Origin of the sequence: Photobacterium sp. GJ3, assembly GCF_018199995.1 — a bacterium.
GTDB lineage: Bacteria > Pseudomonadota > Gammaproteobacteria > Enterobacterales > Vibrionaceae > Photobacterium.
This window is the reverse complement of the sequence record NZ_CP073579.1, coordinates 1,297,961-1,311,321: the sequence shown is the minus strand read 5'-3', so window position 1 is coordinate 1,311,321 and position 13,361 is coordinate 1,297,961. Positions and strand designations below refer to the sequence as shown.

At 52.6% G+C, this 13,361-nt stretch carries 16 protein-coding genes; 4 read left to right on the top strand and 12 right to left on the bottom strand.

Going from position 1 to position 13,361, the window contains the following annotated elements:
• Positions 1-76 precede the first annotated feature (76 nt).
• The 4 genes from KDD30_RS22640 to KDD30_RS22625 form a co-directional block, all read right to left on the bottom strand.
• Complete coding sequence (locus tag KDD30_RS22640) at positions 77-610, bottom strand: DUF2937 family protein (RefSeq protein ID WP_211650828.1); 534 nt, start codon at positions 608-610, stop codon at positions 77-79.
• Between the two features lie 139 nt (positions 611-749).
• The gene (locus KDD30_RS22635; RefSeq protein ID WP_211650827.1) at positions 750-1,199 is read right to left on the bottom strand and encodes a GNAT family N-acetyltransferase; all 450 of its coding nucleotides are present in this window, start codon (positions 1,197-1,199) and stop codon (positions 750-752) included.
• A 34-nt stretch (positions 1,200-1,233) separates the two neighbouring features.
• Positions 1,234-1,818, bottom strand: a complete 585-nt coding sequence (locus tag KDD30_RS22630; RefSeq protein ID WP_211650826.1) for a nucleoside deaminase — start codon at positions 1,816-1,818, stop codon at positions 1,234-1,236.
• Positions 1,819-1,917: 99 nt separating this feature from the next.
• Positions 1,918-2,808: a LysR family transcriptional regulator gene (locus KDD30_RS22625; RefSeq protein ID WP_211650825.1), complete on the bottom strand. Its 891-nt coding sequence runs from the start codon at positions 2,806-2,808 to the stop codon at positions 1,918-1,920.
• 135 nt (positions 2,809-2,943) lie between these two features.
• Here KDD30_RS22625 and KDD30_RS22620 point away from each other — a divergent pair, with 135 nt between their 5' ends.
• On the top strand, positions 2,944-4,071 hold the full coding sequence (locus tag KDD30_RS22620) for a YbfB/YjiJ family MFS transporter (protein WP_211650824.1): 1,128 nt from the start codon (positions 2,944-2,946) through the stop codon (positions 4,069-4,071).
• Positions 4,052-4,258 carry a 2-hydroxymuconate tautomerase family protein gene (locus KDD30_RS22615; RefSeq protein WP_211650823.1) on the top strand — a complete coding sequence of 69 codons (207 nt, stop codon included), beginning with the start codon at positions 4,052-4,054 and terminating at the stop codon, positions 4,256-4,258. The genes KDD30_RS22620 and KDD30_RS22615 overlap by 20 nt, the downstream gene beginning before the upstream one ends.
• Before the next feature lie 76 nt (positions 4,259-4,334).
• Here the strand turns inward: KDD30_RS22615 and KDD30_RS22610 are convergent, their stop codons facing one another.
• The 3 genes from KDD30_RS22610 to KDD30_RS22600 all read right to left on the bottom strand — a co-directional run bounded on the left by KDD30_RS22610 (position 4,335) and on the right by KDD30_RS22600 (position 6,602).
• Positions 4,335-5,285: a GlxA family transcriptional regulator gene (locus tag KDD30_RS22610; protein WP_211651940.1), complete on the bottom strand. Its 951-nt coding sequence runs from the start codon at positions 5,283-5,285 to the stop codon at positions 4,335-4,337.
• 73 nt (positions 5,286-5,358) lie between these two features.
• Positions 5,359-6,135 carry an MBL fold metallo-hydrolase gene (locus tag KDD30_RS22605; RefSeq protein ID WP_211650822.1) on the bottom strand — a complete coding sequence of 259 codons (777 nt, stop codon included), beginning with the start codon at positions 6,133-6,135 and terminating at the stop codon, positions 5,359-5,361.
• 125 nt (positions 6,136-6,260) lie between these two features.
• The gene (locus KDD30_RS22600) at positions 6,261-6,602 is read right to left on the bottom strand and encodes a Fis family transcriptional regulator (protein WP_211650821.1); all 342 of its coding nucleotides are present in this window, start codon (positions 6,600-6,602) and stop codon (positions 6,261-6,263) included.
• A gap of 230 nt (positions 6,603-6,832) precedes the next feature.
• Here KDD30_RS22600 and KDD30_RS22595 point away from each other — a divergent pair, with 230 nt between their 5' ends.
• Both KDD30_RS22595 and KDD30_RS22590 read left to right on the top strand, forming a co-directional pair.
• Entirely contained in the window at positions 6,833-7,717 is an 885-nt protein-coding gene (locus KDD30_RS22595; RefSeq protein ID WP_211651939.1) for a patatin family protein, read from the top strand.
• Between the two features lie 118 nt (positions 7,718-7,835).
• Entirely contained in the window at positions 7,836-8,663 is an 828-nt protein-coding gene (locus KDD30_RS22590) for a sulfurtransferase (protein WP_211650820.1), read from the top strand.
• A gap of 25 nt (positions 8,664-8,688) precedes the next feature.
• Here the strand turns inward: KDD30_RS22590 and arsJ are convergent, their stop codons facing one another.
• The 5 genes from arsJ to arsB all read right to left on the bottom strand — a co-directional run bounded on the left by arsJ (position 8,689) and on the right by arsB (position 13,202).
• Positions 8,689-9,924, bottom strand: coding sequence for an organoarsenical effux MFS transporter ArsJ (gene arsJ / locus KDD30_RS22585; protein ID WP_211650819.1), 1,236 nt, complete (start codon positions 9,922-9,924; stop codon positions 8,689-8,691).
• Between the two features lie 61 nt (positions 9,925-9,985).
• Positions 9,986-10,483, bottom strand: a complete 498-nt coding sequence (locus KDD30_RS22580) for a cyclin-dependent kinase inhibitor 3 family protein (protein WP_211650818.1) — start codon at positions 10,481-10,483, stop codon at positions 9,986-9,988.
• Positions 10,484-10,494: 11 nt separating this feature from the next.
• Positions 10,495-11,496 carry an ArsJ-associated glyceraldehyde-3-phosphate dehydrogenase gene (locus tag KDD30_RS22575; RefSeq protein WP_211650817.1) on the bottom strand — a complete coding sequence of 334 codons (1,002 nt, stop codon included), beginning with the start codon at positions 11,494-11,496 and terminating at the stop codon, positions 10,495-10,497.
• 27 nt (positions 11,497-11,523) lie between these two features.
• Positions 11,524-11,865 (bottom strand): metalloregulator ArsR/SmtB family transcription factor, encoded by a 342-nt coding sequence (locus KDD30_RS22570; RefSeq protein ID WP_211650816.1) that lies wholly within the window; start codon positions 11,863-11,865, stop codon positions 11,524-11,526.
• A 263-nt stretch (positions 11,866-12,128) separates the two neighbouring features.
• Positions 12,129-13,202: an ACR3 family arsenite efflux transporter gene (arsB, locus tag KDD30_RS22565; RefSeq protein WP_211650815.1), complete on the bottom strand. Its 1,074-nt coding sequence runs from the start codon at positions 13,200-13,202 to the stop codon at positions 12,129-12,131.
• Between the last annotated feature and the right edge of the window lie 159 nt (positions 13,203-13,361).

Genomic DNA, 13,361 nt, shown 5'->3' with positions numbered 1-13,361 from the left:
CCATTCAGGCGAAGCCGGGTGTGAAATTTTCGGTCAGGATCAATGTGATGACGCGAGATGATGCCTGACCGGATGTTTAAGAAATCTTATATCGCCCGGCATGTGCTGCTTTCATCTGTTTTTTCCTGCTCCAGCGAGCGATGAGCAGGAAGGGGAACGTCAGCAAGAGATTCACGGCCAGTGCTGCAATCACGCCAAAGAGGATGCCATGGACGGTGAGCGGAATGCCCGGCTTAAAGTTTTCTAATGTGGTTTCCAGTTGCTCTATCCGTGATGGGTGGAACATATAGAGCGTTTTTGCCATCAAATCGCCCTGACGGAAAACGGCCAGCCCGTGTTGCAGTGCCTGATAGCGGATCACCGTGGCCTGTTTTTGACGGGCATCGGCCTGAACACTGGGTTCATCGTTGGTCAGGTGGCGTTCGATCATCGCCTGAGTGCTGGCATAGCCAAATTGATGCGCAGTGGCTTCGTACCCATCGACCTGCCATTTGGTCGCATCATACAGACCGGAAAGGTATTGCTGATAATGCTCGGCGAGCAGCGGTAATTGCAATGCTGCCAGCAGCGCAGCACCAAAAATCAGTTTATCGAGCAGTCTTCCAATCAAGGTTATTTCTCCTGAGTCGGGCAGATAGCAGCAAGCCTGCACCGGAAAATTTCTGATGCATCAAATTATCTGGTGAACGAAATCAGGTATATAGCCATGGCAAAATTGGCTGATGTTTTGCGCAGATTTTCGGAGCTGATCAAACTTGACGGGGTTTGATGACGAATCCGCGTTCTATCCCCGACTGAAATCCGATCTTTTCATAAAGCTGATGTGCCACTGTGCGGGTTTCACCCGACAGCAACATCACCTTATAGCAATCCAATTCCCAGGCAAGCGCCAGTGCTTTTTCAATGACTTTCTGGCTCAGGCCACGACGCCGGTATTGATCGGCGGTGATGACATGCTCAATGACACCAAAGGGCTTTGCGCCATTCGTCAGGGTGGGAACGAGCCCTAACTGACAGGTTGATGCCAGCGTACCGTCGATGTCGGCAACAATGATGCGAGTGTTTGGCTGGGTCAGCAAGGCTTCCCAGTGTGCTTCGGCAACGGGTGCTGTGAGTGGCGGGTCGTGCGGACGCAATTCCCGGTACAGTCGCAACAGACCTTCCAAATCTTGTAGGCGGGCGCTTCTGATGGTTTCCATGCACTGTTCTCTTGTTAGGGGATTGGCTTTTCAGTCACGCTTTGGTGTTCTGGTGAACGGCGCACAGACCTTTCCAGTCTTCCAGATCCTGCGCGGGTTTCTCCTGACGGAAGCGGCCATAGAGCGCAATGCCGGTCTGATCTTCCAGAATATCGACCTGAACGCCTTTTTCGCGCAGCATGGGTTCGTTGCCGGCAGCGTTGGTGACATCGCCGACAACGACCCGGCTGAATCCGCGCATATACAGCAGCGTGGCGCACACATCACATGGACTCAGGCTGGTAAACAGAGTCGTTTTGCTGAAATCAATCCGGCCTGCATCGCGAATGGCAGAGGTTTCACCGTGGTTATATGGGTGGTCTTCCTGAACCAGCGTATTGTGGCCTTTGCCGACGATACGCCGGGTCTGATTATCAATGATCACCGCGCCAATCGGGCAGCCGCCCTCGTCGTAACTTTTTTGTGCCAGCAGCACAGCAATGCGCATGAAATCCGCATCGGACAGCTTCTGCAGAAAAGCATCGTCAGCCAGTACCGGCAGGCTGGAGGTTGGCATATGGGCGATGGCAGTCAAGGCGTGCTGACTGACGGTTGTTTGGCTGTGAAGGAGGGTTTCCATCGAGTGTCTGTCCTGAATCATGAATACTGAGCCAAGTATAACGGTTGCCAGCACTTTGCCGTGCAGGCAACTGATTGTTTTTCATCCTTTTGAAAAGGATCACACCGCGGCTTTGTCCAAATGACTCTCTGATTCGTGTCGGCTGAAATCCAGGAATGCACGAACGGTTTTACTGACCGCACGTTGTTCAGACCAGACCATCTGGGTCGTGACGGGAAGTGGTGCTGCTGCATGGAGCCTGATGAGAGACTGAGCGCTATCCAGTGTGATGACGGATTTCGGCAACATGGCCAGCCCCATGCCGGCGGACACACAGCCTAAAATCGCCTGGAATGAGCCAAACTCCTGAATACTCAGATGCCCCAGCTGCTGGGTTTCAAGCCACGATTGAAAACGCTGGCGATAGTTGCACCCATCTTTGAAGACCAGCATCGACATGTCTCTGCAGGCTGAAGCCGTGAGGGGAAAGGAGAGTTCAGCCGGTGAAATCAGCACGAGCTCTTCATGAAAGAGGGGATATGTCATGAGTCCCAGCGAGCTGATGTGCGGGTTGTCAGCCACAAAACCAATGTCAGCTTCGCCCTTTCGCAGCATCTCCAGCGCGTGCTGAGTGGTGGTTGTGGTCAGCTTGAGGGAAATGGCTGGAAAGCTCTGATGGAATGCTGTCAACAAGGACGGTAGCCGGACCGCTGCGGTCGTCTCCATCGACACCAAGTGAAGCGGGCCTGCGGGAGTATCGGATTTCAGTGCACCTTCCGCGGCTTCAAGTAATGCAAACACCTGCTTCGCATACTCGAGCAGAATTTGACCTTCTGCCGTGATTTGAAGGCGGCGTTTTTCCCGGCTGAACAAGGCTACTCCCAGGCTATGTTCCAGTTCTTTCAGTCGCGTTGTGACATTCGAAGGGACGCAGTGCAATCGTTCCGCAGCCTGATGGACAGACCCGGCTTCGGCAACAGCTTTGAAAACTTTCAGGGCAGCGCTGTTCATGTTCAATTGTTCATTTTTTATGAATAAGTTCATTTATATTAATCACTTTTATTCATGTTCGCGAATCTGATGTAATCAGCACATAGCTTTTCCGGAGCCCCGTGGCACAAACTGCGTCATAAGGACGTTATCAAGGTGAGATATTTCAAACACTTTTATGCACTTGCGTTACTTTGCGTCGGTATGGGATTGGGACGATTTTTGTTGACCCCTTTGGTTCCGGTGTTGATGAACGAAGGACGCTTTACCCTGGGCTCGCTTTCTCTGATGGCGAGTGCAAATTACCTGGGTTATCTGGCGGGCAGCCTGCTGGGATCGTCTCGCGCGCTCGCCCATGCCATCAGGCCGGAACGCGTTGTCATAGGGTGTACGTTCACGACAGCGGTGACATTGTTTGCGATGGGCAATGCTGAGTCTGAAGCGGTTGCCATGGTGTTGCGTTTTTTCGCCGGTATGGCCAGTGCCGGTCTGATGGTGTTCGGGGCGCTTGTGATATTTCAGGCACCGCACATGAAATCAGTCGCGCCGTTGTTCTTTGCTGGTGTGGGGGCCGGGATCGTGCTTGGGAATGAATGGGTGAATCTGGCCGTTTTTGCTGAACTTTCATCCGTGTGGGTCTGGCGGGGAGCGGGTTTGTTTTCGCTGGTCGTGTGTGGATTGTTGATCTTCAGGCAGCCAGGCGAGCTCAGTCAGCCTGATGCAGCGGCAACGCGGCCGCCAGGAGTCCCCTCGATGCGCTGGTGGATGCTGGTGCTGATTTACGGGATGGCTGGTTTTGGATACATCATCGCGGCGACTTATTTACCGCTGCTGGCAAAGCAGACGAGCTTCTTCCCACAGCATGTGTGGACGTTATTTGGCATCGCCGCACTCCCTGCGGGCTTGTATTGGATGCGGTTGGCGCATCGAATCGGCTATCAAAAAACGCTGATCCTGAACTTGCTGATTCAGGCCGTCTCAACGTTGTTGCTGGCTCTTGGCAGTCCGCTTGGATTGGTTTTTGCCGCGCTGGGGATGGGCTCGTCTTTTATGGGGACGGTCGCTTTAGTGATGTCTTTAGCCAGACAAGTCGTGGCCCCCGGAGCGATACAGCTGATGGCTTTGGTGACGTTCAGTTACGGGATTGGGCAGGTGCTCGGTCCTTTGGTGGTGCTGCGGTTTAGTGTGCAGGAAACCTGCTTTTTCGCGGCAATGACACTGGCCGTTGCGAGTGTACTGGTCCAATTATCAATGGAGGAAAAACATGCCATACGTGAATATTAAAATTACCAATGAAGGCGCCACACCCGCGCAGAAAGAACAGCTGATCTCAGGTGTGACGCAGCTGCTGGTGGATGTGCTGGGCAAAAACCCCAACACAACCGTTGTGGTGATTGATGAAGTGGCGACCGATAACTGGGGAATCGGCGGGATTCCGGTGACGACGCTCAGACAACAAAGCTCAGCGTAAAATCATCAATCCTGATGACCTGTCAATTTGTGCGTTGAAGCGACGCGTTGCCATGTGCGTTTCACTGATTTCATCCTCAAGCGTACTGAAACGACTTTCGCCACTCACTGGGTGTGACATTGAATCGGCGCTTAAATTGTGCCCGCAAAGCACTGGCGGAAGGGAATCCAACCTGACTGGCAATCGTCTCCATGGGCTGTGTGGTTGATTCAAGTAATTCCTGACAGCGCTGAAGCCGTTCCGAGAGTAACCACTCACCCACAGAAAGGCCGGCAGCTTTATGAAATTGCCGGGTAAAGGTGCGTCGGGTCATCATGACGCGATCGGCCAGACTATCGAGATCATGAGCTTGATGCAGATGATTGCGCAGAAATTCGAACAGGGCATTCATCCGTGCATCTTGCGTGGTCGCGGGTACGGGGCGCTCAATAAACTGTGCCTGACCGCCATCCCGGTGCGGCGGGATCACCATGCGACGTGCGACTTTATTTGCAATCGCACTGCCATACCGTTGTCGGAGCAGGTGCAGGCAGCAGTCGAGTCCGGCAGCCGTCCCTGCTGAAGTGACCATGTTACCGTCTTCCACGTAGAGTGAATTGGTATCGAGGGTGATGCCGGGAAAACGCTGAATGAAATCCTGCTCGAACTCCCAGTGAGTCGATGCCCGTTTTTCGCCGAGCAGACCGGCATAGGCCAGTACATAGGTGCCGAGGCAAAAGCCGACGATTTGTGCGCCACGCGCATGCGCAGATTGCAAAGCTGCCAGTAGCGGAGCCGGAGGTTGTTCAGCCGGGTTTCGCCAGTAGGGAATCACGATGATATCGGCGTCTTCCAGGCCTTCGAGCCCGTGCGCTGTTTCCAGGGTTAACCCATGGCTGGATTGAATCGGGCCGGGTTCACCGGCACAGATTCGCAGGTTGAACAGCTTCATGTCCGGCAGAATGTCATCAAAAATGATGCAGGGTACAGACAGGTGGAACTGGCTGAACCGGTGAAATGCCACGACAGCGACTGTGGGTAAAGGCATGTGTTTTGACCTTGGCATGAAACTTCCCTGTTGATGCGCAGAGTGCCCTGCTGGCAGGGCATCCGCATGGTTTTTATTCGTGGAACGTGTAGGATTCTCCGTCTTCCGGGATCCGCACCCGGTCGGTCATCTGATGGGTGATCAGGTAATCGCGCAGTGCCTGACGCGATAATACGGCATGATTGACGGCCTCCATATGGCTGGCAATGATGGTGGCTTTGGGCGCAGCCTCATAGACCGCGCGGACGTCTTCTTTGTTCATGATAATGGCGCCCAGTCCATCGATCTGTGCATCGCCGCTGTTCAGGATAATCACATCAGGCTGATAACGCTCAATGCTCTGTTGTACGTGATGATTCCAGACGGTATCACCGGCAATGTACAGTGTCTTTTCGTCAGGATGCCGAAACACAACACCGCAGACTTCACCCATGCGATCACCAATGGCAGACATCAGATCGTCGCTGCCATGCTGGCCATCTGTCTGACTCAAGGTGATGCCTTCATAGTCGGTGTTGTCGGCCATGACCCGGATGTTGGTAAAACCTGAGGTACGAATAACGTCGGCATCGGCCTGATGCTGGGCGAAAATCAGCATGTCTTTCGGGATCACCTGTTTTGCCGTTTCATCCCAGTGGTCCGGGTGCGTATGGGTGACAATCACAGCATCAACCTCCAGCAGGGTTTCCAGAGAACAGGGCAGTTCGACCAGCGGATTACGAAGATGGCTGTTAGGGGTGCCTTCGAAGCCCGGATAGGTGCCTTGACTGGCCAGCATCGGATCAATCAGAAACTGTTTCCCGGCATATTGAATGATGAGGGTTGCGTTACGCACTTGGGTGAATTTCATCGCTGACTCCTTGAACAGTGGTTAAACAGACTTCGTTACTGAAGTCCGTTGATTATCCTGGTGTCAGCATCAAAGCGTGAGTGGCCCGCGGGACAGATCTCACCGAAATTGGGACAAGTTGAACGTCAGCGCAGCCGGGCTGCCCAATTTCCCTGATGGGCAAGTTCACAGCTTTCCTCGGTGTCGTAGCGGATATGGTTGGCTGCTTTGTTCAACTTGATCCCCGCAGCCTGAAGTTGTTGCTCAATCAGCGAGTTCAGTGCTGATTTTCCGTCGGTCGCCACAAAGTCAGACAGCTGTTCATTGGTGTCGAACACGCAAACAATACGCAGACTGGCTGGAAAGTTATCGTAATTCACCAGATGGGTAAGCCATTGAAAACCAGGGTAGGTTTCCATCGCTTCATTGCAGACGTCAGTCAGTAATTGTCTGAGCTGGTTTTCAGTGTTTTTATCAGTTTTTCGCATGTTGATTCAGAGGACCATAATCATCAAAGCCAATACGGTAACGCTTTTCCAGAGCCTGTCAATCCGGGTTGATGGTTGAGGTAGCATTTCCTGAATACCGAATTGAATTTCAACACGCGAATTCAACTCTCATAGACGCCGCCTATCCCAACTATCCATCTTTTCGATTATCCAGTGTTCATGCATTTGAGTAAGCTTTCCTCATGTTAAATCAGATGGTTAAGATGCAGATGAATCACAAGAAAGCTTTAGTCGTTGAAGGTGGCGCGATGCGCGGTATTTTTGCCAGTGGCGTGCTGGATGCCTTCATGGAGGATGAATTCAACCCATACGATATGGTGGTTGGTGTTTCTGCCGGGGCTTCAAATTTGCTGGGCTATCTGGCGCATCAGCCAAAGCGCAGTTACCGGGTGATCACCCAACTGGCAACGGATAAGCGCTTTTTTAACCCGGCCCGTTTTCTGCGGGGTGGGAATCTACTGGATGTGAAATGGCTGGTGGAAGAGTCCATGCGACTTTACCCGTTGGATTCGGGCAAACTGTTCGGAAAAACGAAATTCATTGCGGCGGCGACCAACATCCAGACAGGTCAGGCAGATTATTATCATGTGAACCCTGACAACATCAGTGATGTGATCGAAGCGACAAGTGCCCTGCCATTGGCGTATAAAGCCACGCCATGTTTTTCCGGCGGCTGCTATACCGATGGCGGTGTTGCCGATTCCATTCCGGTTCGCGAGGCTTATCGCCGCGGTGCGCGGGATATTACGGTCATTCTGTCTCATCCGCTGAGTTATCAGATGAAACCGACCAGACATCCCTGGATATTACAAAAGCTCTTTGCACGGCAACCGCAGATTGCTGAAGCCATGCTCAAGCGTGCAGAAAACTACAATGCATCACTGGCATTTATCCGGAATCCGCCGGAAGATGCGACGATTCGAGTGATCGCACCGCCAGAGAACTTTAGCGTCAAACGCCTGAGTATGCGGAAATCCACTTTGGATGAAGGCTACCAGATGGGACTCACAGAAGGGATGCTGCATATCCATCGCCGTTTATCTCTCAATGGCTCACATGATAAAGAGTGCCACTTTTGTATGTCACAGCGTTGAAAAGTGCTGAATCACCCAAAAAGTGATTCTCCCTGAATACCACACTGGCAATTTTCATTGGGATGATTTTTAATCGTGCAGAAATTACCCATGTTGAAAGATGGCCTGAGGGGGGATCATGAATACTTTAGTTTCAGTCGCTTGGCTTGCAGAAAGGCAATCTCAGGCGCAGCTTGTGATTTTAGATGCGACGATGGAAAGTATCAGCGGAGATAACTCGGGGATGACCACGCGAAAATACATTCCGGGGGCACTGTTATTTGACTTGCACGGCCAGTTTTCTGATCTGACGTCTCCCTTGCCGCACGCAGCGCCGTGCCCGGATGCTTTTCGGAAAGCAGTGAACCAACTGGGCATTCAGCCGGACGATACCGTGGTGATTTATGATGCCAAAGGCATTTACTCAGCCCCGCGAGCCTGGTGGTTATTTCGGTTGATGGGACATGAGCGCGTCTTTGTTCTCGATGGCGGATTACCTCAGTGGCAATTGGCGGGTCTGCCGGTTGCAGATGTGCCTTCGGCCCCCAAACCGGGCAACCGCTGGCAAGGGGAACAACGGCGCCACTGGATTGCGGACTGGCAAAATGTGGCGCGATGGGTAGGACAACCGGGGTTTCATCTGATCGATGTTCGTGCCGCGGATCGCTTTTCAGGGTTGAAGCCAGAACCTCGTCCTGAGCTGCGAAGCGGGCACATGCCTTATGCCGTGAATCTTCCGTTTACTGAACTGCTTGAGGCCGGGCAGTACAAGCCGCTTGAAGAACTTCGGGCCATATTTGCTGCCCTGAAGATTGAATCATCCGATCGGCTCTGTTTCAGCTGTGGCTCCGGGGTAACCGCCTGCATTGGCTTGTTGGCAGCAGCAGTGTGCGGATACACCCATCTGGCGATCTATGATGGTTCATGGGCAGAGTGGGGGCAGCGAACGGACTTACCAGTCGCCTGAAGCCCGTTCGCTGAGTGAGGGGAGGTTAAGAAACGACCTGATAGGCCTGAATCTTTGGCAGTTTCAGGGAAATCAGTGTCGTGAGAGCCAGAAAAGCAAACGACACCCAGAGGCAGGCCGACAGTCCTGCCACCTGAAAGACCCAGCCAGACAGCACTGTGCCAATTAACCGGCCCATGGCATTGGCCATGTAGTAGAAGCCGACATCCAGCGACACGCCATCGTCTTTGGCATAGCTGACAATCAGGTAAGAATGCAGTGAGGAGTTCACGGCAAAGACTGCGCCAAAAATCATCAGGCCGACAACAATCACCAGTTCTGGCTGCCACTGAACCTGAACACCATAGGCAATGGCTGCCGTGATCACGGCCAGTAATAAAGCCCAGCGGGTCGCGGCCTGGCCGTCCGGCACTTTGCCCTGAGCTTTTCCGGTGAGTTTCGGGGCGAAGCCCTGTACAAAGCCATAGGCCATCACCCAGGCAGCCATAAAACCGCCGACAGCGCTGTGATTCCAGCCGAAGACGGAGCCGAGATAGACCGGCAACGCAACTACAAACCACACATCGCGGGCACCGAACAGGAACATCCGGGCTGCAGATAAAATGTTCACGCTTTCTGATTTGGAGAACATCTCAGCAAATTTGGGTTTGTTCTTGGCTTTTCCCATCTCCGCTTTCAGCGTAATGAGACTGCTGATAAACACCACTGCAAGCACACCGGCCATGGTCATGACTGCATTTTGGAAGCCCATGAGACTCAGGAGCAGGCCGCCCAGAAAAAATCCGGCACCTTTGAGGGTGTTTTTGGAGCCCGTCATCAGCGCAACCCACTGATACAGCGCGCTTTGTTTGTTATCTGGCACCAGTGTTTTAATCGCACTTTTGGCACTCATTTTATTGAGATCTTTGGCGATCCCCGAGAGTGCCTGTGCAGCCATCACCCAGGGAATTGTCAGCATCGGGTTTGGAACGGCGAGCATCAGCAGAGCGACAATCTGCATTCCGAGTCCGATATTCATGGTTCGGTTCAGACCGAGTCTGGCGCCGAGCCAACCCCCGACCAGATTGGTGACCACGCCGAAAAATTCATAAAACAGAAACAGGGAGGCGATGGCGAGCGTCGAATAACCGAGGTCATAGAAATACAGCACAACCAGCATTCGCAGTGCGCCGTCTGTAACCGTGAAGTTCCAATAGTTGAAAGTGACCAGCATATACTGGCGAACAGGTTGGCTGAATTGAGCAAAGTACTTGGCAAACATAGACACGACACTCTTGAATAGTCGCCGCTTCCGAGCGTGTCAGGAAACGGCGATGTTGTGATTATGCGGGTGACGCAACCTGACGGATGTAATCGACCTGAACGGCTTTGGTAAAGGCGCCGGGACGCAGCGCCTGAACATCTGCAATGATTCGGTCCAGTGGCCAGCCTTGCTCTAAGAGCAGGTGAGCTGCCAGTAATCCGGTCCGGCCTGAGCCGCCCATACAATGCAGGGCAATCTTGCCGCCTTCTTCAATCATAGTATGCAACTGCGGGCTGGCCGCCTGCCATTGGGCCGCGAAGTCTGCTCCGGGAGCTGCATCGTCTTCGATCGGGGTGTGTGCCCACAGCATACCGGCCTGTTCCACAAGCTGGCCCAGCTCAGCGACATCTTTCTCTGCCATTTCCTGTGCGTTGATGGCGGTGACCACAGCACGCACGCCCTGAGCTTTCAGTTGTGCGAGGCTTTCGGCCAGTGGCACGCCTTTGGTGCCGGGGCAGGGTGTCAGCACCAGTGCACTTTGGGCATTCACGGGTAAAGTCCAGGTTGGATGAATCATGGTCGTGCTCCTTATGCCTGTCCGACTTTACGCACCAGCTCGGCGGTGCGGGTGGCGTAGCCCATTTCGTTGTCATACCAGGCGTAGATTTTCACCATGCGTTTGCCAACGACCATGGTCGACAGCGCATCGACAATGGTAGAACGCTGATCGCCCTTGTAATCAATCGAAACCAGTGGGCGGTCTTCAAAACCCAGAATGCCCTGAAGCTCGCCCTGAGCGGCTTCTTTGAGCAGAGCGTTGACTTCTTCGGCGGTCGTGTCGCGTTTCACATCAAAAATGATGTCCGTCAGGGAAGCGTTGGCTAGTGGGACACGAACAGCATGACCGTTAATTTTTCCTTTCAGTTCCGGGAAAATTTCAACGATGGCAGAAGCTGAACCTGTGGTCGTTGGGATCAGGCTCATGCCACAGGCGCGAGCACGGCGCAGATCTTTATGGGGCGCATCCAGAATTGTCTGTGTGTTGGTCAGATCGTGAATGGTGGTGAAAGCGGATTGCTCGATACCCAGTTTTTCATGGATGACTTTTACCACGGGTGCAATGCAGTTGGTGGTGCAGGAAGCTGCAGTTACAATGCGATGCTGCGCCGGATCAAAGATATGATCATTCACACCAACCACAATATTGGCGATACCGGCTTCTTTCACAGGCGCTGAAACGACGACACGCTGAACGCCCTGCGCCAGATACTTGTTCAGAAACTCTGTTTTTCGGTGTTTGCCGGTGGCTTCAATGACGACATCGCAGCCCGACCAGTCGACGGCGTCGATGTCTTTTTCCTGCGTCGCGGTGATGGCTTTACCATGGATCAGGATCTGGTTGCCTTCTGAAGTCACTTCATGGTGCCAGCGGCCCTGAACGGAATCGAATTCCAGCAGATGGGCGAGCGTTGCAGCATCGCCGGCAACATCATTGATCTGAACAAATTCCAGCTCTGGCCAGTCAAACGCTGCACGCAAAGCCAAACGGCCAATGCGGCCAAAACCATTGATACCTACTTTGATTGTCATTGTCTCTTCCTACAAAAATCAGGTGAATTATTGGCAGCACACCGGTCGCTGCTTCATGTCTGCTAATCGATCACTGTCTTGCTGATATTCCTGCTCCAGACAGTTTGAATCGACCAGTCCGTAAATCTGTTTTCGCATCCAGCCGGGTAAATCATCGGTTAACCGGTAAAAAACCCACTGGCCTTGCCGCACATCCACCAGCAACCCACTGGCTCGCATCACGGCCAGATGGCGCGACATCTTTGGCTGGCTGACCTGCAGCGCTTCGGTCAGTTCCGCAACGCACAGACACTGTTCTTTCACGATGAGCCGAATACAACGTACTCGGGTTTCATCAGCCAGCAGCTTAAAAAATTGATGGGGAAGCATGCTTATAACCATATTCGAATTTCCGTATATCTTAGCTTTGTTGATGAAGAGATCAATGTGATTCTTGTCGGTGTCATGAAATATTCACATTGAATGCTGCAGCAGGCCAAGTGGTTTTTGTATCACGGGTGTTTTGTGCTGGATCCTTCATCAACGACATCCCTCAGTTCAGAAGAGAGGGATGAAGATATGACAGGTCGAAGCCAGTAAGTTCCTGCCGTGAAACGGACCGGCAAGGAACATACCGTGGCTGGGCCTGGAAGTTATTGATGCGTTGGGGCTGGGTATGTTTTTTTCATGCGTAGCGCAACATTGACCAAAGCAATCAGTACAGGGACTTCGACCAGTGGCCCGATCACACCCGCAAAAGCCTGATCGGAATTCAGGCCAAAGACCGTAATCGCAACCGCAATGGCCAGCTCGAAGTTATTCCCCGTTGAGGTGAACGCAATCGAGGTGTTCTGATCGTAGGGCAGCCCCATTTTCTTCCCGGCCCAGAAACTGACAAAGAACATCACCAGAAAGTAGATCACCAGCGGCAGTGCCACGCGCAGGACATCCATTGGCAGCTCAAAGATCATGTCGCCTTTCAGGCTGAACATCAGCACGATGGTGCCGAGCAGCGCAATCAGTGTTATTGGAGAAATTCGGGGAATAAAGACTTGGGTATACCAGGTTTCACCTTTCAGCCGAACCAGAATTTTTCGGCTCAGGAAACCAGCCAGAAAGGGGATGCCCAGGTAGATCAATACACTCTGCGCGATATCCAGCATCGTGATATCAACGGCAAAACCACTGTAGCCGAAGTATGGCGGCAGTACGGTAATAAACAGCCAGGCCATGAAACTGTAGGTCAATATCTGGAATGCGCTGTTTAATGCAACCAGCATTGCACCGTATTCTTTATTGCCGCCACTGATGTCATTCCAGACCAGTACCATGGCAATGCAGCGGGCCAGTCCGATCAAAATTATGCCGGTCATATAGCCCGGTTCGTCACCCAGAAAGAACAGAGCGAGACCAAACATCAGGATCGGACCAACCAGCCAGTTCATCACGAGCGATAGCGTTATTGCACGCTTGTCCCGGGTGGCTTGTCCCAGTAACTGATAATTCACTTTCGCCAGAGGTGGGTACATCATCAGAATTAATCCGATGGCCAGTGGGATGTTGGTATTGCCGACGGTCATCGCTTCATTGATTTCAGCAATGCCGGGAAAAGTAACGCCAAGGGCGATACCTGCCGCCATGGCAAGAAAAATCCAGACGGTTAAATAGCGATCCAGAAAACTCATTTTACTGCTTTTCTTCAGCGGGATTGTCGCTTCTTGATTCATGATGACTGACTCTGTTGATGATGGAAGGCTTGACCCGAATCAGCGTTGACCAGTCCGGTTCTCAGGGATGAGAAGGAATGGTGCAACGAGAATCCAGACAAACATATGAATATTCGAATTCGCGTATATGTTAGCGCTGTGTCCGGAAAGATCAAGTGA

Bases quoted from the DNA above. Each gene is read 5' to 3' on its own strand.
- KDD30_RS22605 (WP_211650822.1), bottom strand. From the start codon at position 6,135: ATGAAATTCACCCAAGTGCGTAACGCAACCCTCATCATTCAATATGCC.
- KDD30_RS22590 (WP_211650820.1), top strand. From the start codon at position 7,836: ATGAATACTTTAGTTTCAGTCGCTTGGCTTGCAGAAAGGCAATCTCAG.
- KDD30_RS22625 (WP_211650825.1), bottom strand. From the start codon at position 2,808: ATGAACAGCGCTGCCCTGAAAGTTTTCAAAGCTGTTGCCGAAGCCGGG.
- KDD30_RS22580 (WP_211650818.1), bottom strand. From the start codon at position 10,483: ATGATTCATCCAACCTGGACTTTACCCGTGAATGCCCAAAGTGCACTG.
- arsB (WP_211650815.1), bottom strand. From the start codon at position 13,202: ATGAATCAAGAAGCGACAATCCCGCTGAAGAAAAGCAGTAAAATGAGT.
- KDD30_RS22630 (WP_211650826.1), bottom strand. From the start codon at position 1,818: ATGGAAACCCTCCTTCACAGCCAAACAACCGTCAGTCAGCACGCCTTG.
- KDD30_RS22610 (WP_211651940.1), bottom strand. From the start codon at position 5,285: ATGCCTTTACCCACAGTCGCTGTCGTGGCATTTCACCGGTTCAGCCAG.
- KDD30_RS22595 (WP_211651939.1), top strand. From the start codon at position 6,833: ATGAATCACAAGAAAGCTTTAGTCGTTGAAGGTGGCGCGATGCGCGGT.
- KDD30_RS22635 (WP_211650827.1), bottom strand. From the start codon at position 1,199: ATGGAAACCATCAGAAGCGCCCGCCTACAAGATTTGGAAGGTCTGTTG.
- KDD30_RS22615 (WP_211650823.1), top strand. From the start codon at position 4,052: ATGCCATACGTGAATATTAAAATTACCAATGAAGGCGCCACACCCGCG.
- KDD30_RS22570 (WP_211650816.1), bottom strand. From the start codon at position 11,865: ATGCTTCCCCATCAATTTTTTAAGCTGCTGGCTGATGAAACCCGAGTA.
- arsJ (WP_211650819.1), bottom strand. From the start codon at position 9,924: ATGTTTGCCAAGTACTTTGCTCAATTCAGCCAACCTGTTCGCCAGTAT.
- KDD30_RS22600 (WP_211650821.1), bottom strand. From the start codon at position 6,602: ATGCGAAAAACTGATAAAAACACTGAAAACCAGCTCAGACAATTACTG.
- KDD30_RS22575 (WP_211650817.1), bottom strand. From the start codon at position 11,496: ATGACAATCAAAGTAGGTATCAATGGTTTTGGCCGCATTGGCCGTTTG.